23 protein-coding genes are annotated in these 23,322 nt (G+C 71.1%); 15 read left to right on the forward strand and 8 right to left on the reverse strand.

Annotated elements, in window-relative coordinates; genetic code table 11:
- Positions 1–8 precede the first annotated feature (8 nt).
- The gene (locus ACQP0U_RS04780; RefSeq protein WP_433316098.1) at positions 9–680 is read right to left on the reverse strand and encodes a hypothetical protein; all 672 of its coding nucleotides are present in this window, start codon (positions 678–680) and stop codon (positions 9–11) included.
- Positions 681–703: 23 nt separating this feature from the next.
- Between ACQP0U_RS04780 and ACQP0U_RS04785 the strand changes: the two genes are divergently transcribed.
- On the forward strand, positions 704–1,222 hold the full coding sequence (locus ACQP0U_RS04785; protein WP_238657289.1) for an acyl-CoA thioesterase: 519 nt from the start codon (positions 704–706) through the stop codon (positions 1,220–1,222).
- A gap of 143 nt (positions 1,223–1,365) precedes the next feature.
- The gene (locus ACQP0U_RS04790) at positions 1,366–3,336 is read left to right on the forward strand and encodes an acetoacetate--CoA ligase (RefSeq protein ID WP_433316100.1); all 1,971 of its coding nucleotides are present in this window, start codon (positions 1,366–1,368) and stop codon (positions 3,334–3,336) included.
- Positions 3,337–3,433: 97 nt separating this feature from the next.
- Here the strand turns inward: ACQP0U_RS04790 and ACQP0U_RS04795 are convergent, their stop codons facing one another.
- A complete protein-coding gene (locus tag ACQP0U_RS04795; protein ID WP_433316102.1) occupies positions 3,434–4,123 on the reverse strand; it encodes a TIGR03089 family protein in 690 nt (229 codons plus the stop codon).
- A gap of 154 nt (positions 4,124–4,277) precedes the next feature.
- On the opposite strand from ACQP0U_RS04795, the gene ACQP0U_RS04800 reads away from it, so the two are divergent.
- Positions 4,278–5,423 carry a glycosyltransferase family 4 protein gene (locus tag ACQP0U_RS04800; protein ID WP_433316104.1) on the forward strand — a complete coding sequence of 382 codons (1,146 nt, stop codon included), beginning with the start codon at positions 4,278–4,280 and terminating at the stop codon, positions 5,421–5,423.
- Positions 5,424–5,486: 63 nt separating this feature from the next.
- Positions 5,487–6,578 carry a mannose-1-phosphate guanylyltransferase gene (locus ACQP0U_RS04805; RefSeq protein WP_433316106.1) on the forward strand — a complete coding sequence of 364 codons (1,092 nt, stop codon included), beginning with the start codon at positions 5,487–5,489 and terminating at the stop codon, positions 6,576–6,578.
- Here ACQP0U_RS04805 and ACQP0U_RS04810 read toward each other — a convergent pair.
- A complete protein-coding gene (locus tag ACQP0U_RS04810; protein WP_433316108.1) occupies positions 6,547–7,164 on the reverse strand; it encodes an NUDIX hydrolase in 618 nt (205 codons plus the stop codon). The two genes, ACQP0U_RS04805 and ACQP0U_RS04810, sit on opposite strands and share 32 nt — an antisense overlap.
- A 39-nt stretch (positions 7,165–7,203) precedes the next feature.
- Between ACQP0U_RS04810 and ACQP0U_RS04815 the strand changes: the two genes are divergently transcribed.
- Both ACQP0U_RS04815 and ACQP0U_RS04820 read left to right on the forward strand, forming a co-directional pair.
- Complete coding sequence (locus tag ACQP0U_RS04815) at positions 7,204–8,250, forward strand: hypothetical protein (RefSeq protein WP_433316110.1); 1,047 nt, start codon at positions 7,204–7,206, stop codon at positions 8,248–8,250.
- Positions 8,251–8,528: 278 nt separating this feature from the next.
- Positions 8,529–9,527: an ArsR/SmtB family transcription factor gene (locus ACQP0U_RS04820; RefSeq protein WP_433316112.1), complete on the forward strand. Its 999-nt coding sequence runs from the start codon at positions 8,529–8,531 to the stop codon at positions 9,525–9,527.
- A gap of 51 nt (positions 9,528–9,578) precedes the next feature.
- On the opposite strand, the gene ACQP0U_RS04825 is transcribed toward ACQP0U_RS04820, so the two are convergent.
- Positions 9,579–10,664: a coenzyme F420-0:L-glutamate ligase gene (locus ACQP0U_RS04825; RefSeq protein ID WP_433316114.1), complete on the reverse strand. Its 1,086-nt coding sequence runs from the start codon at positions 10,662–10,664 to the stop codon at positions 9,579–9,581.
- Entirely contained in the window at positions 10,661–11,608 is a 948-nt protein-coding gene (cofD, locus tag ACQP0U_RS04830; RefSeq protein WP_433316116.1) for a 2-phospho-L-lactate transferase, read from the reverse strand. The genes ACQP0U_RS04825 and cofD overlap by 4 nt, the downstream gene beginning before the upstream one ends.
- A 98-nt stretch (positions 11,609–11,706) precedes the next feature.
- Here cofD and ACQP0U_RS04835 point away from each other — a divergent pair, with 98 nt between their 5' ends.
- From ACQP0U_RS04835 to ACQP0U_RS04860, 6 genes are all read left to right on the forward strand, one after another.
- Positions 11,707–12,810, forward strand: a complete 1,104-nt coding sequence (locus tag ACQP0U_RS04835) for a hypothetical protein (RefSeq protein WP_433316117.1) — start codon at positions 11,707–11,709, stop codon at positions 12,808–12,810.
- A gap of 191 nt (positions 12,811–13,001) precedes the next feature.
- Positions 13,002–15,545 carry a bifunctional FO biosynthesis protein CofGH gene (locus ACQP0U_RS04840; protein ID WP_433316119.1) on the forward strand — a complete coding sequence of 848 codons (2,544 nt, stop codon included), beginning with the start codon at positions 13,002–13,004 and terminating at the stop codon, positions 15,543–15,545.
- A gap of 38 nt (positions 15,546–15,583) precedes the next feature.
- Positions 15,584–15,862 carry a hypothetical protein gene (locus tag ACQP0U_RS04845; RefSeq protein WP_433316121.1) on the forward strand — a complete coding sequence of 93 codons (279 nt, stop codon included), beginning with the start codon at positions 15,584–15,586 and terminating at the stop codon, positions 15,860–15,862.
- Positions 15,863–15,913: 51 nt separating this feature from the next.
- Complete coding sequence (locus ACQP0U_RS04850) at positions 15,914–17,308, forward strand: DUF4331 domain-containing protein (protein ID WP_433316123.1); 1,395 nt, start codon at positions 15,914–15,916, stop codon at positions 17,306–17,308.
- 20 nt (positions 17,309–17,328) lie between these two features.
- Positions 17,329–17,658: a phospholipase gene (locus tag ACQP0U_RS04855; RefSeq protein WP_433316125.1), complete on the forward strand. Its 330-nt coding sequence runs from the start codon at positions 17,329–17,331 to the stop codon at positions 17,656–17,658.
- Positions 17,659–18,115: 457 nt separating this feature from the next.
- Complete coding sequence (locus tag ACQP0U_RS04860) at positions 18,116–18,373, forward strand: WhiB family transcriptional regulator (protein ID WP_007455784.1); 258 nt, start codon at positions 18,116–18,118, stop codon at positions 18,371–18,373.
- 61 nt (positions 18,374–18,434) lie between these two features.
- Here the strand turns inward: ACQP0U_RS04860 and ACQP0U_RS04865 are convergent, their stop codons facing one another.
- A complete protein-coding gene (locus ACQP0U_RS04865; protein ID WP_074316962.1) occupies positions 18,435–18,884 on the reverse strand; it encodes a metallopeptidase family protein in 450 nt (149 codons plus the stop codon).
- A 153-nt stretch (positions 18,885–19,037) separates the two neighbouring features.
- Here ACQP0U_RS04865 and ACQP0U_RS04870 point away from each other — a divergent pair, with 153 nt between their 5' ends.
- A complete protein-coding gene (locus ACQP0U_RS04870; protein WP_357352900.1) occupies positions 19,038–19,406 on the forward strand; it encodes a DUF3499 domain-containing protein in 369 nt (122 codons plus the stop codon).
- A 121-nt stretch (positions 19,407–19,527) separates the two neighbouring features.
- On the opposite strand, the gene ACQP0U_RS04875 is transcribed toward ACQP0U_RS04870, so the two are convergent.
- On the reverse strand, positions 19,528–20,874 hold the full coding sequence (locus ACQP0U_RS04875) for an aspartate aminotransferase family protein (protein ID WP_433316127.1): 1,347 nt from the start codon (positions 20,872–20,874) through the stop codon (positions 19,528–19,530).
- Between the two features lie 345 nt (positions 20,875–21,219).
- On the opposite strand from ACQP0U_RS04875, the gene ACQP0U_RS04880 reads away from it, so the two are divergent.
- On the forward strand, positions 21,220–21,429 hold the full coding sequence (locus tag ACQP0U_RS04880; protein WP_433316129.1) for a DUF397 domain-containing protein: 210 nt from the start codon (positions 21,220–21,222) through the stop codon (positions 21,427–21,429).
- Here ACQP0U_RS04880 and ACQP0U_RS04885 read toward each other — a convergent pair.
- Positions 21,408–21,920, reverse strand: coding sequence for an Lrp/AsnC family transcriptional regulator (locus ACQP0U_RS04885; protein ID WP_433316131.1), 513 nt, complete (start codon positions 21,918–21,920; stop codon positions 21,408–21,410). The genes ACQP0U_RS04880 and ACQP0U_RS04885 overlap by 22 nt on opposite strands.
- Positions 21,921–22,134: 214 nt before the next feature.
- Here ACQP0U_RS04885 and ACQP0U_RS04890 point away from each other — a divergent pair, with 214 nt between their 5' ends.
- Positions 22,135–23,319 carry an extracellular solute-binding protein gene (locus ACQP0U_RS04890; RefSeq protein WP_433316133.1) on the forward strand — a complete coding sequence of 395 codons (1,185 nt, stop codon included), beginning with the start codon at positions 22,135–22,137 and terminating at the stop codon, positions 23,317–23,319.
- Positions 23,320–23,322: the final 3 nt, after the last annotated feature.

The following is a 23,322-nucleotide window of genomic DNA, read 5'->3' on the forward strand; positions in this document are numbered from 1 at the left end:
CCCGACGGTCAGCGGGTCTCGGTGGTGTCCTCGGGGCGCGGTTGACCACGCGGTGGGGCGGACCAGGGTGATTCGCCACCCACCCGGCGGGGCAGCGGCTCGGTCGGTGTCGAGTCGGCCGGGTAACCCAGAGTGAGGGGCGCGGTGTCGCGCTCGGCGGGCGCGGGGGCCGGCCAGTCGGTCATCGTGAAGTCGTCGTTGCGGGGGCCGCCGTCCGACTCGGGGGTGGGTGCCGTGGCCGGATCGGTCGCCGGGCTCGGCCACTGCCGCCAACGTTGTTGGCTGAAGGTCGCCATCAGCAGCAGCAGGCCGATCAGGAAGAGCGTCCCGTTCTCCACCGGCAGCCGCAGCGGCAACGGATCGCCGAACACCTTCCACTCGTGCGGGATCGCGTCGCGCACCGAGAAGGGCGCCACGAACATCCCGATGTACGGCGTGACCAGCAGCGCCCCGGCCACCAACGGGCCCAGCGGCGAGAAGCGCAGCGTGCCCAGCAGGCCCAGCAGGACACCGCCGACACCGAGGTACACGGCCGGCTCGATCAGGTTGGCGGTGTTGAACGTGCCGATCTCCACCCAGCGGTCGACCGTCCGGCTCGACCCGTCCTGCCCCAGTGTGACCAGCACCCAGGTGATGGGCGCCACCACCAGCCCGGCGAGGAAGCTCCAGAGATGTCGCATCCGCGCACCGTACCGTTTTCGACATGACTGAGCACCTCTCCGCCGCTCCGATCGGCAAGCCGACGTCGTACTCGCGCGTCACTCTCAGCAAGATCATGACGGCGGTGGACGTGAACCTCTACGGCACCGTGCACGGCGGGGTTCTGATGAAGTTCGTCGACGACGTGGCCGGAGCCGCTGCCGCCCGACACAGCGGCGGAACCGCGGTGACCGCGGCGATCGACGAGATCGTCTTCTCCGAGGCGGTCCGGGTCGGCGACCTGGTGCACGCGCACGCCCAGGTCAACTGGACCGGCCAGACCTCGATGGAGGTGGGCGTTCGGGTGGTCGCCGAACGATGGGACTCGGCCGAGGACGCGCCGGTCCGGGTGGCCACCGCGTACCTGGTGTTCGTCGGCGTGGACGTGGGCGGGGCGCCGCGGGCGGTCCGCCCGGTGCTGCCGGAGACGGCGGAGGACGAGCGCCGGTACAAGGAGGCGGAGATCCGCCGAGCGCACCGCCTCGCCCGTCGCCGCGCCATCCAGGCCCACCGCGCTGGCTGATCCACATGAGGTGGCGGGTCGCAGTGTGGGTCGGGCACGCGTCGGTTGGCCTACCCGGTGCGCAGAATGGCGCTTCGAGGTAGGGCAAGATGGCGCCACGGCCCAGTCACAGTGTCGTGTCGGGCCAGGGGGAGGGTGGAGCAGTGGGTGACATGCTGTGGGCGCCGCCGGCGGACGTACGTGAGCGGTCCCGGATCGGCGCCTACCTGCGCTGGCTGCGGGAGCACCGCGGGTTGGACTTCGCCGACTACGACGCGCTGTGGCGCTGGTCCACCACCGACCTGGACGGGTTCTGGCGCTCGATCTGGGACCACTTCGAGGTGATCGCGCACACCCCGCCGACCGCCACTCTGGCCGAGCGGGGAATGCCCGGCGCCCGCTGGTTCCCCGGCGCCACGCTCAACTACGCGGAGAACGTGCTGCGGATGCCGGGGCGGGCCGCCGACGACCCGGTGGTGATCTCGCACGGGCAGACCCGACCGCCGGTCACGCTGACCGCCGACGAGCTGCGCGAGCAGGTCCGCCGGGTGTCCGCCGGGCTGCGCCGGCTCGGCGTCACCGCCGGAGACCGGGTGGCGGCGTACGCCCCGAACATCGCCGAGACGTACGTCCTGCTGCTGGCCACCGCCAGCCTGGGCGCCACCTTCTCGTCCTGCGCGCCCGAGTTCGGCACCCGCAGTGTCACCGACCGCTGGCAGCAGATCGAACCGACAGTGCTGGTCGCCGTCGACGGCTACCGGTACGGCGACAAGCCGGTGGACCGGCGTGCCGAGGTCGCCGCGATCCGGGCCGCCCTGCCGTCGCTGCGCCACACCGTCAGCATCGGCTACCTCGACCCGACGGGCACCGCGCCCGAGGGCGCGCTGAGCTGGGACGAGCTGGCCGCGCCCACCGACGAACCGTTGACGTTCACGCCGGTGCCGTTCGACCACCCGCTCTACGTGCTCTACTCCTCGGGCACCACCGGGCTGCCGAAACCGATCGTGCACGGCCACGGCGGCATCCTGCTGGAGCACCTGAAGATGCTCGCCCTGCACCACGACCTGGGCCCGGCCGACCGGTTCTTCTGGTTCACCACCACCGGTTGGATGATGTGGAACTTCCTGGTCTCCGGGCCGGCGGTGGGTGCGGCCATCGTGCTCTTCGACGGCAACCCGGGCCACCCCGACCTCGGCGGGCTGTGGCAGCTGGCGGCGGGGACCGGCACCACGTACTTCGGCACCTCCGCGCCGTACCTGCTGGCCTGCCGCAAGGCCGGGTTGGTCCCCCGGGACATCGCCGACCTGTCGGCGCTGCGCGGCGTGGGTTCCACCGGTGCGCCGTTGCCCGCCGAGGGCTTCCGCTGGGTGTACGAGACCGTCGGCGATGATCTCCAGCTCCAGTCGCTCTCCGGTGGCACCGACGTGTGCACCGGCTTCGTCGGCGGAGTGCCGCTGCTGCCGGTGTACGCCGGTGAGATCGCCTGCCGGGCGTTGGGCGCCAAGGTGGAGGCCCGTTCCGCCGACGGCACGCCCGTCATCGGCGAACTCGGCGAGCTGGTGATCACCGAACCGATGCCGAGCATGCCGGTGGGCTTCTGGAACGACCCGGACGGCGCCCGCTACCGCGAGGCGTACTTCGACGTCTACCCGGGCGTCTGGCGGCACGGTGACTGGATCACCATCAACGAGCGGGGTGGCTGTGTGATCACCGGACGCTCCGACGCCACCCTCAACCGTGGTGGGGTACGGCTCGGCACCGCCGAGTTCTACTCGGTGGTCGAGGGGCTCGACGAGGTGCTCGACTCGGTCGTCGTCCACCTGGAGGACGACGAGGGCGGCGCCGGTGAGCTGCTGCTCTTCGTGGTGCTGGCCGAGGGTCTGGAGTTGGACGACCCGATGCGCACGAAGATCTGCCGGGAACTGCGGACGGCGCTCTCACCCCGGCACGTGCCCGACGAGATCCATCAGGTGCGTGCGGTGCCCCGTACCCTCTCGGCGAAGAAGCTGGAGGTGCCGGTCAAGAAGATCCTCACCGGCACCCCGGTCGACCAGGCCGCTGCCAAGGGCGCCCTGGCCAACCCCGAGTCCCTGACCGCCTTCGCCGCCCTGGCCCAAAGCCGAACCCTCGCCTGACCCCCGCCCCCGCGATCTTGCACTTCCTGTCCCGGCATAAGGGGCATTCCACGCAACCCGACAACCGAAACTGCAAGATCGCGGGAGCGGGGTGGGTTCAGGGGAGGGAGTGGGTGACTTTTTCCGCTGTCAGGCGGGTGGCGAGGCTGGCCTGGGTCAGGTTGGCGTTGAGGACCACGGTGGCGGCACGGGTCAGCGGTGCCAGCAGCCAGTCGACCGGGTCGGGGTAACGGGTGGCGTCCACGAAGATTCGCGCGCCGGGCTCGATGCCCAGCTCGGTGGCGCGGGCCTCGGCACGGGCCAGCAGGTGCGCGTCGGTGGGGCCCGGACCGGGTTGCGGCGTGAAGTGGTCACCGTGTCCGCGTACCTCGACGACGTAGTCGACGAACCCGGGCGGCACCTGCCGCAGCGGGGCGGCGAGCGGGGCCAGCCCGAGGGCGTACCGCTCGTCGGCGGACCAGGACTGCGCCTCGTCGAACTGGTCGGCGGCGGCGAAGAGGACGCCCACCTCGCCCGGCGTGTCGACGACGCTCAGCTTGGCCGACCAGCAGCCCAGCAGCACCGCAGCGGTCTGCCAGTGTGGCGGCAGCAGCACGCCGGCCGGGGTGCCCGGCGCGAGGCCGACCTCGTCGACGAGGAGGTTGGCGGTCTTCGCCGCCCAGTTCGCCAGGGTGGTGCCGGAGAGTTCGGTGCGGTCGCCGGTGGCGTCGTCGTACCAGGTGAGCAGCGGTTGGGTCGGGTCGGTCGCGATCGCGTCGGCGAACACCCGGGCAATGTTGTCGGCCATCGGCGCGAACGATACGCCCCTGCGGGCCGTACTCCACGACGATGACAAGTCGGCGTACCGTCGGGTCGCAGTCAGCGTCGGCCCCGCGCTCCGGCGTAGGCTTGACCCCCGGAGTGTTGTTCCCCACAGACCCGCCATTTCAAGGAGTCGCCCCGTGACCGCCGGTCGCCCGCCCCGCGTGCTCATCGACGCCACGAGTGTCCCCACCGACCGTGGTGGTGTCGGTCGATACGTCGACGGTCTGCTCGGTGCCCTCGGCAAGGTGTGCGGGTCGGGGGTGGAGCTGGCGGTGGTCAGTCTCCGCACCGATCTGGAGCGTTACACCCGCATGCTGCCCGGCGCGGAGATCATCCCCGCCCCGGCCGCCGTGGCGCACCGCCCGGCCCGGCTGGCCTGGGAGCAGACCGGCCTGCCGCTCCTCGCCCAGCAGGTGGGCGCTGAGGTGCTGCACTCGCCCTTCTACACCTGCCCGCTGCGCGCCGGGTGTCCGGTCACGGTCACCGTGCACGACGCGACGTTCTTCACCGAGCCGGAGCATTACGACAAGTCGCGCCGCACGTTCTTCCGCAGCGCCATCAAGACCTCGCTGCGCCGCGCCGACCGGGTGATCGTGCCCAGCAAGGCCACCCGGGACGAGCTGATCCGGCTGCTCGACGCCGACCCGACGCGGATCGACGTGGCCTACCACGGCGTCGACCAGGCTGCCTTCCACGCTCCCACCGAGGAGGAGAAGGCCCGCGTCCGCGCCCGCCTGGGCCTGGGCAACAGCAGCTACGTCGCGTTCCTCGGCGCCAAGGAACCCCGCAAGAACGTGCCCAACCTGATCCGTGGTTGGGCGCGGGCGGTGTCTGACCGGGTCGACCCGCCGGCCCTGGTGATCGCCGGTGGGCAGGGGCACGACGACGACATCGACCGGGCGGTCGCCGAGGTTCCGTCGCACCTGCGTCTGCTGCGCCCCGGCTACCTGCGCTACGCCGACCTGCCGGGTTTCCTCGGCGGCGCCCTGGTCGCCGCGTACCCGTCCTACGGCGAGGGGTTCGGGTTGCCGATCCTGGAGGCGATGGCGTGCGCCGCCCCGGTGCTGACCACGCCCCGGCTCTCGCTACCCGAGGTGGGCGGTGACGCGGTCGCGTACACCTCGGAGGACCCGGAGCAGATCGGCACCGACCTGGCCGCCCTGCTCGACGACGAGCAGCGGCGGTTGTCGTTGGCGAAGGCGGGGTTCGAGCGGGCCAAGGAGTTCACCTGGGAGTCCAGCGCCGAGGTGCACATCGCCGCATGGAGTCGCGCCCGCGCCTGATCCTCCGCGCCGCCGACGGTGACCCGTGCCACTTCGGGCGGGTACGTCGGGCATGATGTGCGGATGCTCTATGCGGTCATTCCGGCAGGTGGCAGCGGCACGAGGTTGTGGCCGTTGTCCCGCGCTGGCCATCCCAAGTTCCTCCACCCACTGACCGGCACCAGCGCTTCGCTGCTCCAGTCGACCGTGGAACGGCTCGCGCCGCTGACCACACCGGATCGGACCCTTGTGGTCACCGGTGCCGCGCACGTCGCGGCGGTGGCGCGGCAGCTGACCGTGCTGCCGGAGGAGAACATCCTGGTCGAGCCCTCCCCCCGGGATTCCTGCGCGGCGATCGCGTTGGCCGCCGCGGTGATCGCGTCGCGCGACCCGAACGCGGTGATGGGCAGCTTCGCGGCCGACCACCTGATCCGCGACCCGGACAGCTGGGTCTGCACGGTCCAGGAGGCGGTCCGCGGGGCCGAGCAGGGCCTGCTGATGACCGTCGGGATCACCCCGACCCGGGCGGAGACCGGCTACGGCTACCTGGAGACCGGCGACCCGACCGAGGGTGTGCCGTGGCGGCAGGTGGCCGAGTTCAAGGAGAAGCCTGCCGCCGAGGTCGCCGAGGCGTACGTCCGTTCGGGCCGGCACCTGTGGAACGCGAGCATGTTCGTGTGGCGGGTGGACGTCTTCCTCGCCGAGTTGGCCCGCCAGCAGCCGGCGCTGCACGCCGGCGTCGCTGCGATCGCCGCCGCCTGGGGCACCCCGGAGCAGGACGAGGTCCTGGGCGCGATCTGGCCGACCCTGCCGAAGATCTCCGTCGACTACGCGGTGATGGAGGGCGCGGCCACGGCGGGTCGGGTCGCGACGGTGCCGGGCGACTTCGGCTGGAACGACGTCGGTGACTTCCACACCCTCGGCGACGTGCTGCCGGCCGACGACGCGGGCAACGTGGTGCTCGGCACGGAGGCCAAGCCGGGGGTGCTGCTGCGGGACAGCGCCAACCTCGTGGTCGTGCCGCAGTCGGGTCGGTTGGTGGCCGTCCTCGGTCTGCGCGACCTGATCGTGGTGGACACCCCGGACGCGGTGCTGGTCTGCCCGCGCGACCGGGCGCAGGACGTCAAGGCCCTGGTCGACGAGCTCAAGGAGCGAGGCGAAGAGGGCTACGTCTGAGGGCGGCGAGGGCCGGTGCGACAAGTTGCGCGGTCCCGCCGGCCAGCGGCTCGGGCAGCTGGTCCGGTGGGAACCAGCCGAGCGCCTCGGCCTCGTCGCTGACCTGCTCCACCGCGGCGGGCGGGGCGAGCACGGCGAACCGGACGTCGTAGTGCGCCGAGCCACCCTGACACTGCACCTGGTGCACGTCCAGGTCGATCGGCACCGGGTCGATGCGGAGGCCGGCGATGCCGGACTCCTCGGTGGCTTCGCGGAGCGCGGCGGCGACCAGGGTCTGGTCGGTGGGTTCGCAGTGCCCGCCGAGCTGCACCCAACGCCCGAACTTGCCGTGCAGGCAGAGCAGCACCCGGGAGCCGGTGGCGTCGAGCACCAACGTGCTGGCGGTGATGTGCCCCGGGCGGTGCTGCCGGCTCATCGCGATCGGGCCGGCGGCGAGCAGCGCGAGCGTCCGATCCCGCGCGTCGGCGGCAGCCGGGCTGGTGGGCTGCCAGCCCTCCAGCAAGGCGCTGGCGTCGGCGTGCAGCGCCGCGTACGTCTCGGGGTCGGTCGGGTGGGCGATGGGGCCGGTGATCACGGTGTCGGGCACCCCGCCACTGTACGAGCGTGTGCTCCGTACGCTGGCCCGGTGACCCTGCGACTCGTCGAATTCGTGGTGGCCGGTAACGAGGCCAGCGATCTGTTGCCGGTGCGGTCGGCGGCGCTGCTGCGCGCGTACGGCGCGCGGCGGGGCTTCTGGACGGTGCTGGACGAGGGGCCGGTGGAGCGCTGCCTCGCGTTGCTGCTCGAGCTGAGTGACGGCGAGTGGACGGCCCGGCACGTGTGGGCGGATGCCGGTGTGGAGAACGGGCGGACCGAGGACGGTGAGGCGCTCGCCCACCACGACGGCTGGGTGTACGTCTTCGGCTCGCACTTCGGCTCGAAGGCTGGCCCGCTGCGACCTCGGCGCGCCTTCGTGGCCCGGTTCCGTGAGGACGACGCGGCGGTCGGGCCGGTGCCGGTGCACGTGGTGCGCAACTCGTTCCGACTGCACCGGGCGGTGAACGACGCGCTCGCCGCGTCGCCGCTGGCCCTCCTGCCGGCCGGGGAGCGCGTGCGGGAACGGTTCATCGTGGAGACGCTGGCGCGGGGGACCGCGCGGGAGAAGACCTGGGTGAGCCGGTTGGCCCCGGACGACCTGCCGTTGAACGTGGAGGCGGCGGCGTTCACCCCGGCCGGCACTGTGCTGCTCGGGCTGCGTTTCCCGGTCACCGACGCCGGTGAGCCGATCCTGGTCGAGGTGGCAGATGTGCCGGGCATGTTCACGGCCGAGCCGACGTGGCCGCGGGCGTTGGGCGCGTACGTGCTGACCGGGGTGACCCCGCCGGGGCAGCTGACCGGCTTCCGCGCGATCACCCCGACCGCGGACGGCGGGTACGCCGCCGTGATCGGCTCGATCGACGCGCTGGGCAAGGGGTCGGTCCTGCTCGACGACCACCCGGGTGGGGGTGAGGTGACCTCCCGGCACGTCCGTTTCCGGCTCTCCGGTGGCGAGGCGGGCGAGGAGCGCCGGCTCGTCGGGGAGGAGGTGGCGGACCTGGCGCCGTTCCACCACGTCGAGGGTCTGGCGGAGCTGGACGGGCGACAGTTCTACGTCACGGACGAGGATCACCGGGTCGCGCTCTGGGTCGGCTGAGCCGGCGCGGGGACGGGATGACCGGACGGCACCTCCGCGGAACAAGGGCCGCAGACCCTCGTGGTGCCGTCCGATCACCGGGGCCTCCCCGGTCCCGGTGCCCCGGCAGCGCGGGCGTCGAGGACGCACGGCGCCGTGTTCGGGCATTGGAAGCATGCCGAACCGGCCCCGGGGGCGTCGAGGTTTTTCAGTCCAGGCTTAAAGATGGAGATTAGTGCCGGCCAGGTAGAGTCGAACGGTCAACCGGCATCCCCCTGCCGGCGACACGGGAGCGCTCCATGCTGAAGATCCACTTTTCTGGGGAGGACATCCTCCGGACCCGGGTGGCGCCGGCGGCGGACCCGGTCTGGGAGCTGGTCCTCAGCCTGCACGTGCTGCGCGGCCGCACCCGCGATCCGCTGACGGCCAACTGGCGGCGCAGCGTGGCCCGGGAGCTGCGCCAGGACTCCGCCTCCGAGCAGCTCCGCCTGCTCTTCGCGTTGAACCCGCCGCGTGGCTACTTCCCGGACTTCCTCACCCCGTACGCCAGCGTCAACGGCTTCGAGGCGGGGCTGGACGCGCTCCGCAGTACCCCCACCGAGCTGCTGCACCGGGACCTGAGCGTGCTGGCCTCCGAGAACCAGCTGCCATCCTCGGCATCCGCGCTCGCCCGGGGTGAGGTGTCGGCGCTGCACCACCTGGCCGACTCGATGGAGCAGTACCGGACGCTGGCGATCAGCCCGTACTGGAGCCGGATCCAGGCCGCCGTGGCGGCGGACCGCGCACGTCGGGCGCGGGCGCTGCTCGACGGCGGTGTCGAGGGCCTGCTCACCAGCCTCCGGCCGGCGATGTGCTGGGACAGCGGGGTACTGGAGGTCCGCAGCTACCCGCACAGCCGGGAGCTGCACCTGGACGGTCGCGGGCTGCTGCTGGTGCCGTCGTTCTTCTGCGCGGCCACCCCTGTCGCGCTGCTCGACCCGGCGCTGCCACCGGTGCTTGTCTACCCGGTGGACCGACTGGGCGGGCTGGTGCCGGCCGACGCCAGCGGCGCGTCCGCGTCCGGCGCTGCCCGCGACTCACTCGCCGCGCTGCTGGGCCGCACCAGGGCTGCGGTGTTGCAGGCCAGCGACGAGGGCTGCACCACCGGCGAGGTCGCCCGCCAGCTCAACATCTCACCGGCGGCGGCGAGTCAGCACGCCACGGTGCTGCGCAACGCCGGCCTGCTGGTCAGCCACCGCGAACGCAACAGCGTGCTGCACACGTTGACCCCGCTGGGCCGGGCCATGCTCGACGCGTGACCCGGCCGCCCCTGACCGACCTCTGACCGGGCCGGCGCGGTGCCCGCCTGGCTACAGGGCGAGTGCGGCGCTCGCCGGGCTGCCGGGCGGTGGCGGCAACAGGGTCGACCCGACGCCCTCCGCGGCCAGGGCGACGCGCAGCCGGTGCAGGTCGGCGCCGAAACGGACCAGACCGATCGGCTCGACGGGCGTCGGGGCCGAGCCGAGCAGCAGGGCGGCGCCATCCGGCCAGCCGGGCATCTCGGCGACCAGACCGGCGCGTACCTCGGCCTCGTCGACCAGTGTGAAGACCGTGCCGGGGGCGACCACCCCGGCGACCGCGTCGATCGCCCGCCGCACCACTGTCAGGTCGGCAGGCGTCGGGCCGGGACCGTCGGCCAGGGTGGCGGCATCGGACAGCCCGGCGACGCGCGCCTCGGCGGTACCGAGCGAGAACAGGTCCTGTGCCGCGTCGCGGACCAGCGCCCGCGCGCCCCCGGCGTCGTCCGGGTCGGTGGCGGGCAGATAGCCCCGCACCACCGCGACGGGGACCTGATCACACTTGCCCTTGATCAGCTCGCCGGCACCCGCCAGCTCGTCCACCACCGCCATCTGGGTCAACTGCAACTCGTTGCCGTACGGGTCGATCTCGCCCCGGTGGTCACGGATGGCCGGCATGCCGGCCACGCCGAGCGCCACGTCGGTGAGCCCGTTGCGCCAGGGCCGGCCCATCGTGTCGCTGATGATCACCGCCACGTCCAGGTCGTAGCGCTCCCGCAGCGCGTCGCGCAGAGCCCGCGCCGAGGCGTCCGGGTCGACCGGCAGCAGCACCAGTTGGGTCTTGTCCACGTTCGACGCGTCGATCCCCGCCGAGGCCATCACGAAGCCGTGATGGGTCTGCACGATCCGGGTCGGACCCCGGCTGGCGACCACCCGGGCTGTCTCACCGGCCAGGACCTCGTCCCGTGCGGCCAGCCGCTCCGGCCCGTCCGCCGGCACATCGACCAGCCGCCCCTCCGCCTTGGAAACGATCTTGCTGGTCACCACCAGCACATCGCCGTCACGCAGCCACGGCGCGGCAGTCGCGATCACCGCAGCCAGGTCGTCGCCCTCGGTCACGTGGCCGATGCCGAGCACCGGCAGAATCTCCAGCCTCACGTCAACTCCACCGCGGCGCGGACCATGGCCGCCGTCGCCGCCTCGTCGGTCATCCGCAGCGGCACCGCGCGGACCGTCACCTCGGGCACCACAGTGCCCGCGTCCTCCTCGGCCACCAGCCAGCCGTCGAGCAGGCCACCGCTGGCCCGACCGCCGTAGAGCCGACCCACCCCCGCCGCGCTGCACTCGACACCGAGCACGGCCAGGCAACGGTCGGCCATCCCCCGGACCGGCGCGCCACCGATGATCGGGGAGACACCCACGACCGGCGCCGGGCCGTCCGCCACGGCCTCACGCAGCCCGGGTACGGCCAGCACCGGCGCGACGCTCACCACCGGGTTGCTCGGCGCGACCAGCACCAGGTCGGCCGAGGCGATCGCGTCCAGCACCCCGGGTGCCGGCTTCGCCGTCTCCGCGCCGACGAACACGAAACGTTGGGTGGGGATGTCGGCCCGGTACCGCACCCACCACTCCTGGAAGTGGATCGCCCGCTGACCCTGCTCGTCCTCCACCACCGCGTGGGTCTCCAGACGGTCGTCCGTCGCCGGCAGCAGGCGTACGCCCGGCTCCCAGCGGCTGGACAGCGCCTCGGTGACCGCGCTCAACGGGTAGCCGCCGTTGAGCATGGTGCTGCGGACCAGGTGGGTGGCGATGTCCTTGTCGCCGAGGCCGAACCAGGTCGGCTGGGCCCCGTACGCGGCCAACTCCTGCTTGACCGTCCAACTCTCGCCGACCCGACCCCAACCCCGCTCCGGGTCGGCACCCCCACCGAGCGTGTACATGACGCTGTCCAGGTCGGGGCAGATCTTCAACCCGTGTAACCACAGGTCGTCGCCGACGTTGACCACGGCGGTCACCTCCGCGCCGACGTCACGGGCGTACGCCCGGACCCCGAGCAGGAACCGGGCGCCGCCGATGCCGCCGGCCAGAACCACGATGCGCATGTCGACCATCCTCGCGCACGTGACGCCTCCGATCCGTGGGTGGCCCCAGAGACTAGGCTCACGTCAGCCCTGTCCGTTCATGCCCCGAGGGGGAGCTCGTGACCAGCCCCGCCGAGCCCGCGTCCTCTGACGCGACGCAGGCCCGCCAGCTGACCAAGCCACTGCGTGAGCTCGCCGCGCTCGCGCTGCTTGGTGCCAACGCCGTGTTCCTCTTCGTGGGCCTGCTCCGGCTCATCGCCCCGAATGACTACAGCTCCTTCACCGACCGGGCGGGCAGCGCCTTCTACGCGTTCATCGGGGTGGAGGCGGTGGGGCTCCCACTGCTGGCGGTGCTGCTGGCCACGCACATCTCGCCGGTGCTGGCGAAGGCGAAGCTGATCACGCAGGCAGCTCTCATTGAGTACGCGGTCAGCGCCCTGTTCGGCACGCTGACCATGCTGATCTGGACGGTGGGCCGGCTGGCCGAGGCCGAGGTGCTCGACGCGCTGCTCGGTGTGCTCACCCGGTTCGCCTGGATGGTGATCTTCGCGATCGCCGCCTGGGTGGTCTACACCATCTGGCGGGCCCACTACTACGTGCCGCGACCCAAGCCCCAGCCGGGCGTCTACGGCCAGGCCCAGCCGGGTTGGCCGCAGCAGCAGGGTGGTTGGCCGACCCCGGGTCAGCCCGGTGGCCAGCCGCAGGGCGGATGGCCCGCTCCCGGTCAGCCCGGCGGCTACCCGCAGGCCGGTCAGCCGGGCGGCTTCCCGCAGGCCGGTCAGCCGGGTGGCTTCCCGCAGGCCGGTCAGCCGGGCAGCTACCCGCAGGCCGGCCAGTACGGCCAGCCGTCGCCGCCGTTCCAGGCCCCGCAGTCGGCCCCGCCGTTCCCGCAGTCCGCGCCGCCGCACCCGCAGTCGGCCCCGCCGTTCCCGGGTGCGCCGCAGTCCGCGCCGCCGTTCCAGGCCCCGCAGTCCGCGCCGCCGGTGAACCCCGCCCCCAGTCGGCGCCGCCGTCCCCGACCGCGCCGCCGCCCGCCGCGCCACCGTTCGGGCAGCCGCCGTCGGCCGACCCCACCCAGGCCATCCCGCGCCAGTCCGCAGACCCGACGGAGGTCATCTCCCACCCGGCCGACCCGGACACCGACCGCACCCAACACATCAGGCCCAACGACCACCCCGACCAACCCCGCTAACCCCCACCAGCCTTCACCCGGCGCTCGTTGATCATGAAGTTATTGCCACGACACGCCGTGTGATCGGGCAATAACTTCATGATCAACGCGGAGGATCGACCGGAGGGTCGACCGGAGGGTCGACCGGCGGAGGGTCGACCGGAGGGTCGACCGGGGGTGCCGTTTCCCACGGTGCGGGCCGGGGCTGGTTGGGTGGCGTCGTACTGCGCATAGGGTGAGCGGATGGTTGATCGCACCCACTCCGGCCCGAGCGATGCGAGCGTGCGGCGGGCCCTGGGCCGGGCCGCGAACGGGCGGGCGCTGGACGTCGACGAGGCGACCGCGCTGCTGTCCGCCCGTGGTGCCGCGCTCGACGAGCTGCTCCGGCTGGCCGGCGGGATCCGCGACGCGGGGCTGCGGGACGCCGGGCGGCCGGGTGTGGTCACGTACTCCAAAAAGGTCTTCATTCCGCTGACCCGGCTCTGTCGGGACCGCTGCCACTACTGCACGTTCGCCACAGTGCCGCATCGGCTGCCGGCGCCGTTCCTGGACCGTGACGAGGTGCTGGCCATCGCCCGCGCCGGTGCCGCGCAGGGTTGCAAGGAGGCGCTGTTCACCCTGGGTGACCGGCCGGAGGAACGCTGGCCGGCGGCCCGGACCTGGTTGGACGAACGCGGTTACGACTCGACCCTGGACTACCTGCGCGCGTGTGCGGTCGCGGTGTTGGAGGAGACGGGCCTGCTGCCGCATCTCAACCCCGGCGTGCTGTCCTGGTCGGAGCTGCAACGGCTCAAGCCGGTCGCGCCGAGCATGGGCATGATGCTGGAGACGACCGCGACCCGGCTCTGGTCCGAGCCGGGTGGCCCGCACTTCGGCTCACCGGACAAGGAGCCGGCGGTCCGGTTGCGGGTGCTTGAGGACGCCGGCCGGGTGGGGGTGCCGTTCACCACAGGCATCCTGATCGGTATCGGGGAGACTCCGGCGGAGCGGGTGGACGCGCTCTTCGCGATCCGCCGCGCCCATCGGGAGTACGGCCACCTCCAGGAGGTGATCGTGCAGAACTTCCGCGCCAAGCCGGACACGGCGATGCGCGGCATGCCCGACGCGGAGTTGCACGACCTGGCGGCGACTGTGGCGGTGGCCCGGCTGCTGCTCGGCCCGAAGGCCCGGATCCAGGCCCCGCCGAATCTCATCGCCGGCGAGTACGACCTGTTGCTGCGTGCCGGCATCGACGACTGGGGTGGCGTCTCCCCGCTCACTCCCGACCACGTCAACCCGGAGCGGCCGTGGCCGCAGATCGAGGAGTTGGCCCGGCACACCGAGTTGGCCGGGTTCACGCTGCGGGAGCGGTTGACGATCTACCCCGAGTACGTGCGTGCGGGTGACCCGTGGCTCGACCCTCGGCTGCTGCCGCACGTCGGTGCCCTGGCCGATCCGGCGACGGGCATGGCCGTCGAGTCGGCGATGCCGCAGGGACGGCCCTGGCAGGAGCCGGAGGAGGTGTTCGGCGGGCGGGTCGACCTGCACGCCACCATCGACACCACCGGCCGCACCGACGACCGGCGGGGTGACTTCGACAGCGTCTACGGCGACTGGTCCGAGGTCGCTGGCAAGGTCACCCCGGAGGCGGCCGCCCGCCGGGCGGGCGTACCCCAGGCACCGGCACACAGTGGTGCGGACCGTGACCTGGCGGCTGGGCTCAAGCTGGCCGCCGACGACCCGGCGGCGCTGCTCGACCCCCGGCACAGCGACGCCGCCCTGGCGTTGTTCGGCGCGGACGGGCCGGCGCTCGACGAGTTGTGCCGACTGGCCGACGACGTGCGTCGTGCGGCTGTCGGCGACGACGTCACCTACGTGGTCAATCGCAACATCAACTTCAGCAACGTCTGCTACGTGGGCTGCCGCTTCTGCGCGTTCGCGCAGCGTGAGCGCGACGCCGACGCGTACCGGCTCTCCGTCGACCAGGTCGCGGACCGGGCCGAGCAGGCGTGGGCGGCCGGTGCCAGCGAGGTGTGCCTCCAGGGCGGCATCGACCCGAAGATGCCGGTCACCGGGTACGCCGACATCGTGCGCGCCATCAAGGCCCGGGTTCCCGAGATGCACGTGCACGCGTTCTCGCCCATGGAGATCGTCACCGCCGCCGCGAAGGCAGGGGTGCCGGTCCGTGAGTGGTTGCTCCAGCTGCGCGAGGCCGGGCTGGACACCATCCCGGGCACCGCCGCCGAGATCCTCGACGACGACGTGCGCTGGGTGCTGACCAAGGGCAAGCTCCCGGCCGCCGCCTGGGTCGAGGTGGTCAGCACCGCACACGAGCTGGGCATCCGGTCCAGCTCCACGATGATGTACGGCCACGTCGACCACCCCGGGCAGTGGTTGGCGCACTTCCGGGTGCTGGCCGGGGTGCAGGACCGCACCGGCGGGTTCACCGAGTTCGTGGCGCTGCCGTTCGTGCACACGAATGCTCCGATCTATCTGGCGGGTATCGCCCGACCCGGGCCGACCTGGCGGGAGAACCGGGTGGTGCACGCCATGTCCCGGTTGCTGCTGCACGGCCGGATCGACAACATCCAGTGCTCCTGGGTGAAGCTCGGTGACGAGGGCACCGTCGCGATGCTCCAGGGCGGCTGCAACGACCTCGGTGGCACGCTGATGGAGGAGACCATCTCCCGGATGGCCGGCTCCGACAACGGGTCGGCGCGTACCGAGGAGCAGTTGCGGGCCATCGCGAAGGCTGCGGGTCGTCCGGCGCGCAAGCGGTCGACTGCGTACGGTCACGCCCGCCCCTGACGTCGAACCTTTCCCCGCCGCCGGCCGTACCAGGCGGCATGACCAGTGATCAGCGGAAGCGGCAGTGGCCGCGACTGACCCGCCGGCAGACGTTGACCGCTGCGGCCAGCGCCACCCTCGGCGCTGCCGCGCTCACCGTGCCGGGCCTGTCGGCCGCGCAGAACGCCCCCGGCGCGGCCGCACGAGCCGACGAACCGATCGTCGTGCACCTGCGTGACGCCGCCTCCGGAACGATAGACGTCTTCGTCGGGGAGAAGCGGATCGAGGTACGCGACCGCGGCCTGGCGGACCGGCTGCGGCGCGCCGCCCGGCGCTGACCCGACACTCCGCACCGCCATCCTGTCCCCGCCCAGTGAGGTTGGTCCGTCATGTCTTCCCACCGCGAGGCCCCGGAGATAGCCAAGGATCCGGTCGCCGACAGCTCCGACCTGTACGCGTTCGTCAGCCCCGACAAGCGCGACACGGTCACGTTGATCGCCAACTACGTGCCGTTGCAGCTCCCCTCCGGGGGCCCGAACTTCTTCGAGTTCGGCGACGACGTGCGGTACGAGATCCACATCGACAACGACGGCGACGGTCGTCCGGATGTCACCTACCGGTTCGAATTCACGACCGAGATCACCAATCCGAACAGTTTTCTCTACAACACCGGTCCGATCGATTCGCTTGACAGCAGGAACTGGAACCGGCGGCAGTTCTACAGCCTGACCCGGGTGGCCGACGGCCGCGAGCACCGGCTGGCGCACAAGTTGCAGTGCCCGCCGTGCAACGTCGGCCCGCTGTCCACTCCGAAGTACGCCGACCTGGTGCGGCAGGCGACCTACTCGCTCTCCACGGGGGAGCGGGTCTTCGCCGGGCAGCGCGCTGACGGGTTCTTCGTCGACCTCGGGGCGATCTTCGACCTCGGCACGCTGCGGCCGTTCCAGCAGTTGCACGTCGCCGGAAAGAAGATCTTCAAGGCCGAGGGTGAGCCGGTCAACGCCACGGACCGGATGAACGTGCACAGCATCGCCGTGCAGGTGCCGCTGGAGCGGGTACGTCGGCGCGCCAACCGGTACGGTGCCGCCGACCGGGCATCGGTGATCGGGGTGTGGACGTCGGCGTCGCGCCGGCAGGTGCGGGTGCTCGGCGACCAGGGTGGGGCGGACACCTCCACCGGCCCGTTCACCCAGGTCTCGCGGCTGGGCAATCCGCTGTTCAACGAGGTCATCGTGCCGATGTCCAAGAAGGACCTGTGGAACTCGCTGCCGCCGTCGGAGGACAAGCGGTTCGCCAAGTTCGTCGAGCAGCCGGAGCTGGCCGCGTTGCTGCCGGCGCTCTACCCGGACGTGTTCCCCAACCTGGACAAGCTCACCAAGGCGAAGAAGGCCCGAGCCGACCTGGTGGCGATCCTGCTCACCGGCGTGCCGGCCGGGCTGATCGACGGCTTCACCAACGCCACCGGCGACGTGCAGGCCGACATGCTGCGCCTGAACACCGCGATCCCGCCGTCCAGGCGTCCGGACCGGTTCGGAGTGCTCGGCGGCGACCTGGCCGGGTTCCCGAACGGGCGGCGGGTCGGCGACGACGTGGTCAGCATCGCGCTGCGGGCGATCGCCGGGGTCACCGTCCCGCTGCTGGACAAGACGTTCCGACCGGACGCGGCGGCCGCCGCCGTCACCCCGGGGCTGAGCGCCGCCGACGTGACAGCGCCGTTCCTCGGAAACTTCCCCTACCTGGGTACGCCGTACGACGGGTTCAACAACCCGTCGGCGGCGTCCTGATCGGCGCGGGGAGCGGGCGGATGCACGAGCACGCGTACGGGCCGTCGGAGACCGGGAGTGTGGTCCTCGATCTGGGCGGCGACACCGGTGCGCTGATCGTCTACACCGGTCGGGATCTGCACGGCCGGGAGATCGAGATCAGTCGCGACGAGGATCGGCGGGTCCACTCGGCGGTACGGGAGCGTCGCGTGCGGGACGGTTCGTTCCACAGTGCGGTCTATCCGGATCTGCCGAGCGGGATCTATACCGTCTGGTGGGACGACCGTACGCCCGCCGGCACTGTTTCTGTCCATGGTGGAGCGATAGCTGAGTTCGCCTGGCCGAGCAGCGGTTTCGGGGCCGCTGGCTGACCTCGACGCACCTTTCTGTCACCGCGCCCCGTCCACATTGTGGACGGGGCGTGAGTGCTGTCCGCTGCTCGACGGGCGGTCTGCGCCGCGCCGCGTTAACCTGTCCCCCACCAAGATCAGCTTAGGGGTGGAGATGTCTGGTGTCCTCCGGTCGGCGACTCGTCGGGGGAGCGCCACGGCAGAAAAGTCGGGCAACTCGCCGGAGAGGGCGTTACTCGGCCGGGGTCTGAATCGATAGGGCAGGTTGCGAGGCTGGACGGCCCAGGTGGCCGACCGGGGGTGTCGGGAGGGCGACTCCATTATCAAGTTTGGCTTGACGGCGCACGCATTACACGCGTGTAATTTGAATGGGGTTGTTCGCACGGAACGCAACAAAACGGGACCGGACGGACAAGCACGCCTTTCGCGTGGGGGGTTGCAGCGGCGATGACGCCGGTGCGCGACAAGGAGGCATTTGATGGACGGCCAGCTTGAGGTGGCCGACCTGCTCGGAAACGCGCCGGAGTGGCAGGAGCGGGCGTTGTGCTCGCAGACCGACCCCGAGGCGTTCTTTCCCGAGAAGGGCGGCTCGACCCGTGAGGCGAAGCGGATCTGCTCGCGTTGCGAGGTCAAGACCGAGTGCCTCGAATACGCTCTCGGTCACGACGAGCGGTTCGGCATCTGGGGTGGGCTCTCCGAGCGGGAGCGGCGCAAGTTGAAGCGGCGGGCCGCCTGAGCGGTGTGAGGTCGAGGCGGTGGGGGCCGCCCGACTCTCCGCTCTCCGCGTCGGGGTTGGCTCAGGCGAGCTCGTCGGGGTCGACCCCGAGAAGGTTCGCCACCTGTTCGATGATCACGTCATGGACGAGATCGGCGAGGTCCTCACGGTCCATCGCCCGGAACTCCAGGGGCCGCCGGTACAGCACGATCCGCGGCGGCACCTCCTGCCGGCCAGGGCGGCCGGGCAGCAGCCGGGCCAGCGGGACCTCGCCGTCCTCCAGCACATCCGAGTCGTAGACGTTCAGGTCAGGTGGGACGTCCTCGACCGCGAACTCGACACCTGCCAGCTCCTTGGCGAACCGACGCTCCAGCGTCTCAACGGTGTCCAGGACCAGGTCGTCGAAGACCTCGGCCTTGGTCCGCGCCAGCGGCACGGTGGCCGGCACCAGCCGCCCGCGCAGGCCGCGCCCGTGCCGGTCACGATGCGCACGCCGGCCGGAGCCGGGGCGGCGGTGTTCCGGGCTCGTCATGAGGCAAAGGGTAGCGCCCGTGTCGGGCTGGCCAGCGGCAGCGCCGCTCCCGTGGCGCGGCGCGCCCAGGACGGTCGACTGTGATCACCATGACGGGCGTGTCGCAACGCGAACCGATGCGCCGGACCCGGTAATGGAGATACCCTGCCGCACGTGAGGTCACCACGGCGCTGCTCCCGTAACGGCTGCCCCCGGCAAGCGGTCGCCACATTGACCTATGTCTACAACGAGTCGACAGCGGTGGTGGGGCCACTCGCGGCGTTCGCCGAGCCGCACACGTACGACCTGTGCGAGCCGCACGCCCGCAGCCTGACCGCGCCGCGGGGCTGGGACGTCGTCCGGCACGAGGGCGAGTTCGAGCCCCCGCCGCCCACCACTGACGACCTGGTGGCGCTGGCTGAAGCCGTCCGCGAAGCCGCCCGCCCGGCCCCCCGCCCCCCGGAGCCGGACCAGCACCACCCCGAGAACCCCCACCAGACCGGCCGCCGAGGCCACCTCCGGGTAATCCCCCCCAACCACTAACCCGGCCCGGCCCCTTCCCGGCGCCCCCGGCCCGGCCCCGCGTCGATCATGAAGTTATTGCCCTCCGCCTCGGCGTGTCGTGGCAATAGCTTCATGATCAACGGAGTCTGGGTGGGTGGGGTTAGAGCTTGGTCCAGGCTTGGGTGAGGACTTCGCGGAGGATTTGCTCGATCTCGTCGAAGTGTTGCTGCTCCGCGATCAGGGGCGGGGCCAGCTGAACGACGGGGTCACCCCGGTCGTCGGCCCGGCAGTACAGGCCCGCCTGGAACAGGGCGGTGGAGAGGAAGCCGCGCAGCAGACGCTCCGACTCGGCCTCGTTGAAGGTCTCCCGGGTGGTCTTGTCCTTGACCAGTTCGATGCCGTAGAAGTAGCCGTCGCCGCGGACGTCGCCGACGATCGGCAGGTCGTACAGCTTCTCCAGGGTGGCCCGGAAGGCGTCCTCGTTGGCGCGTACGTGCCCGACCAGGTCCTCGCGGGCGAAGACCTCCAGGTTGGCCAGGGCCACCGCGCAGGAGACCGGGTGCCCACCGAAGGTCACCCCGTGGGCGAACATGCCGGTCTCGGTGAGGAACGGTTCCATCAGCCGGTCGCTGGCGATCATCGCGCCGAGCGGGGCGTACCCGGAGGTGATGCCCTTGGCGGTGGTGATGATGTCCGGCTGGTAGCCGTAGCGCACGGCCCCGAAGTACTCACCCAGCCGCCCCCACGAGCAGATCACCTCGTCCGAGACGAGCAGGACGTCGTACGCGTCGCAGATCTCCCGTACCCGGTCGAAGTAGCCGGGCGGGGGCGGGAAGCAGCCGCCGGAGTTCTGCACGGGCTCCAGGAAGACCGCGGCGACGGTGTCCGGCCCCTCCCGCTCGATGGCCCGACCGATCTCGTCGGCGGCCCAGCGGCCGAACGCCTCGGCGTCGTCGCCGTGCTCGGGCGCCCGGTAGAAGTTCGTGTTCGGCACCTTGATCGCGCCCGGCACCAGGGGCTCGAAGTCGCTCTTGATGCCCGGCAGGCCGGTGATCGACAGGGCGCCCATGGAGGTGCCGTGGTAGGCGATGTACCGGCTGATCACCTTGTACTTGTTGGGCTTCCCGGTGCGCTTGAAGTAGGCGCGAGCCAGCTTCCACGCCGCCTCGACGGCCTCGGAGCCCCCGGTGGTGAAGAAGATCCGGTTGAGGTCGCCGGGGGTGAGCGCGGCGATCCTCTCGGCCAGTTCGACGGCCTTCGGGTGCGCGTACGACCAGAGTGGGAAGTAGGCCAGCTCGCCGGCCTGCTTGGCGGCGGCCTCGGCCAGCTCGGTGCGGCCGTGGCCGGCGTTGACCACGAAGAGCCCGGCGAGTCCGTCCAGGTAGCGGCGACCCTGCGCGTCCCACACGTACGCTCCCTCGCCGCGCACGATGGTCGGCACCTCACCGGCGGAGTAGCTCGCCATCCGGGTGAAGTGCATCCAGAGGTGGTCGGTGGCGTTGGCCATGTCAGCCCCATCGGTCGTCGGGCCGGTCAACGGGGTGAGGCCGGCCGCTCTGCCAACGGTTATCGCACAGCCTCCGGCTTGGAAGCAAGGGTTATCGGCGGTATCACCATCAGTTGGCGACGGATTTAGCGCACAGGCGGGGCGGTTGCAACGGAATCCGCACCGTCAGGTGATCGGGCGATCGCGGCGGTTCGCGGTCGGCGGGAGTCGGAGGAGGCGCGCCGATGGCTGCCTGTGGCGCTGAATCGTTTGTGTTATCAGCTCCACAGCGTCCGCCTGGCGATAGCGCCTCCCGGCGCCGACGCCTCGATCCACTCCGGTTTGCTGATGTCAGGGTGTTGAGGCGTGGTTGATGCCGCGACGACCGACGCCCGCTGGCGCACCGCGACCCGCAGCAGCTACAACGGCGGCGACTGCGTCGAGGTGGCCGACAGTCTGCCCGGTCGGGTGCTGGTGCGCGACTGCAAGGACCACGACGGCGGCACCCTGACCTTCGCGCCGACCGCCTGGACGTCGTTCGTCGGCGCGGTCGGTCAGGCCGTACCCCAGGTGTAGGTCTGCTTGCGCAGCTTGAGATAGACGAACGCCTCGGTGGAGAGCACCCCGGGCACCGCGCGCAGCCGTTGCAGGATCTCCAGCAGGTGGTCGTCGTTGCGGCAGACCACCTCGGTGAGCAGGTCGAACGACCCGGCGGTGATCACCACGTAGTCGACCTCGTCCAGTTCGGCCAGCCGGTCCGCGACGGCCTCCAGGTCGCCGTCGGTCCGTAGGCCGATCATCGCCTGCCGGTTGAAGCCGAGCTGGAGCGGATCGGTCACCGCCACGATCTGCATCACGCCGGAATCGAGCAGCCGCTGCACCCGCTGGCGGACCGCCGCCTCGGACAGCCCCACTGCCTTGCCGATCGTGGCGTACGGGCGGCGGCCGTCCTCCTGGAGCTGCTCGATGATCTGCTTGGCCACGTCATCCAGCAGAGCGTGATTGGCGCCTTCACGGACAGTGACGCGGCGACCGCCGTTGCTGTTCTCGTGCTGCCGGTTTGTCATTGCCCGCTCCCCGTGTCCCGAATCGTGATGTCGCGCGTGTATCACCGCGTAGTCTGGCGTATTTCGTCGTGCATCGCTATTCCCGCAACGGAATCCCTTGTAAGGGAGGTCACCTCATGTCAGGATCAGTCGTCCATGGCACTTGACCCTCCCGACATTCCCGCCGGCGTGCCTCCCCCGTCCCGCCCGCCGACGATGACCCCTAGGAGTCGTCATGCGTACTCCCCTCCGGCCCCTCTCCCGGCGTGGACTGCTCACCGGCACTCTCGGTTCGGCCGCCCTGCTCACCATGGGCGGTAGCCTCGCGGGCTGCGGCACCAAGGGCGCGCAACAGACCGAAGCCGGCTGCGTCAGCGAGGACCTCTCCGGCACCGAGAAGAAGCTTGCCTTCGCCAACTGGCCGCAGTACATGGACGTGGACGACAAGGACGAGTCCAAGCGGCCGAGCCTCGACGAGTTCATCACGAAGACCGGCATTCAGGTGACCTACACCGAGGACATCAACGACAACAACGAGTTCTTCGGCAAGGTGCAGAACCAGCTCGCCGCCTGCCAGAGCACCGACCGGGACATCATCGTGCTGACCGACTGGATGGCGGCCCGGATGATCCGGCTCGGCTGGATCCAGAAGCTCGATCCCGCGAAGATCCCGAACGTGCAGGCCAACCTGCTTCCGTCGCTGATCAACCGCCCCTTCGACACCGAGAACCGGATCTCCATCCCGTGGCAGTCCGGTCTGGCCGGCCTGGCGTACAACGGCAACGTCACGAAGGAACTGCGGACCGTCGACGAACTGCTCACCCGCCCCGACCTCAAGGGCAAGGTGACCGCGCTCAGCGAGATGCGCGACACCATGGGCCTGCTGCTCGGGTCGAACGGGCACGACCCGGCCAACTTCACCGCCGCCCAGTTCGACGACGCCCTCAACAAGCTCAAGAAGGCCGTCGACTCCGGGCAGATCCGCAAGTTCACCGGCAACGACTACGCACCCGACCTGGCCAAGGGTGACATCGCGGCGTGCATCGGCTGGTCCGGCGACGTCATCCAACTCTCCAGTGAGGACGAGAAGGTGCGGTTCGTCGCACCGGACTCCGGCGTGATGCTCTACAGCGACAACATGATGGTCCCCAACAAGGCCACCCACAAGGCCAACGCCGAAGCGCTGATCAACTACTACTACGAGCCGGCCGTCGCGGCCAAGCTCGCCGCGTACGTCAACTACATCTGCCCGGTCAAGGGCGCCCAGGCCGAGATGGAGAAGATCGACCCCGAGCTGGCCGCCAACCCGCTGATCTTCCCGGACGAGGCGCTGCTGTCGAAGTCCAAGGTGTTCATGGCCCTGGACGAGAAGCAGGAGAAGGAGTACGAGGGCAAGTTCCAACAGGTCATCGGGGCGTGACGA

Source organism: Micromonospora sp. CA-269861 (assembly GCF_050948505.1).
GTDB lineage: Bacteria > Actinomycetota > Actinomycetes > Mycobacteriales > Micromonosporaceae > Micromonospora.

What these genes read in the sequence shown, in the direction of transcription:
- ACQP0U_RS04780 (WP_433316098.1), bottom strand. Translation starts at nt 680, where the DNA reads ATGCGACATCTCTGGAGCTTCCTCGCCGGGCTGGTGGTGGCGCCCATC.
- ACQP0U_RS04785 (WP_238657289.1), top strand. Translation starts at nt 704, where the DNA reads ATGACTGAGCACCTCTCCGCCGCTCCGATCGGCAAGCCGACGTCGTAC.
- ACQP0U_RS04795 (WP_433316102.1), bottom strand. Translation starts at nt 4,123, where the DNA reads ATGGCCGACAACATTGCCCGGGTGTTCGCCGACGCGATCGCGACCGAC.
- ACQP0U_RS04805 (WP_433316106.1), top strand. Translation starts at nt 5,487, where the DNA reads ATGCTCTATGCGGTCATTCCGGCAGGTGGCAGCGGCACGAGGTTGTGG.
- ACQP0U_RS04820 (WP_433316112.1), top strand. Translation starts at nt 8,529, where the DNA reads ATGCTGAAGATCCACTTTTCTGGGGAGGACATCCTCCGGACCCGGGTG.
- cofD (WP_433316116.1), bottom strand. Translation starts at nt 11,608, where the DNA reads ATGCGCATCGTGGTTCTGGCCGGCGGCATCGGCGGCGCCCGGTTCCTG.
- ACQP0U_RS04840 (WP_433316119.1), top strand. Translation starts at nt 13,002, where the DNA reads ATGGTTGATCGCACCCACTCCGGCCCGAGCGATGCGAGCGTGCGGCGG.
- ACQP0U_RS04845 (WP_433316121.1), top strand. Translation starts at nt 15,584, where the DNA reads ATGACCAGTGATCAGCGGAAGCGGCAGTGGCCGCGACTGACCCGCCGG.
- ACQP0U_RS04850 (WP_433316123.1), top strand. Translation starts at nt 15,914, where the DNA reads ATGTCTTCCCACCGCGAGGCCCCGGAGATAGCCAAGGATCCGGTCGCC.
- ACQP0U_RS04855 (WP_433316125.1), top strand. Translation starts at nt 17,329, where the DNA reads ATGCACGAGCACGCGTACGGGCCGTCGGAGACCGGGAGTGTGGTCCTC.
- ACQP0U_RS04860 (WP_007455784.1), top strand. Translation starts at nt 18,116, where the DNA reads ATGGACGGCCAGCTTGAGGTGGCCGACCTGCTCGGAAACGCGCCGGAG.
- ACQP0U_RS04865 (WP_074316962.1), bottom strand. Translation starts at nt 18,884, where the DNA reads ATGACGAGCCCGGAACACCGCCGCCCCGGCTCCGGCCGGCGTGCGCAT.
- ACQP0U_RS04875 (WP_433316127.1), bottom strand. Translation starts at nt 20,874, where the DNA reads ATGGCCAACGCCACCGACCACCTCTGGATGCACTTCACCCGGATGGCG.
- ACQP0U_RS04885 (WP_433316131.1), bottom strand. Translation starts at nt 21,920, where the DNA reads ATGACAAACCGGCAGCACGAGAACAGCAACGGCGGTCGCCGCGTCACT.
- ACQP0U_RS04890 (WP_433316133.1), top strand. Translation starts at nt 22,135, where the DNA reads ATGCGTACTCCCCTCCGGCCCCTCTCCCGGCGTGGACTGCTCACCGGC.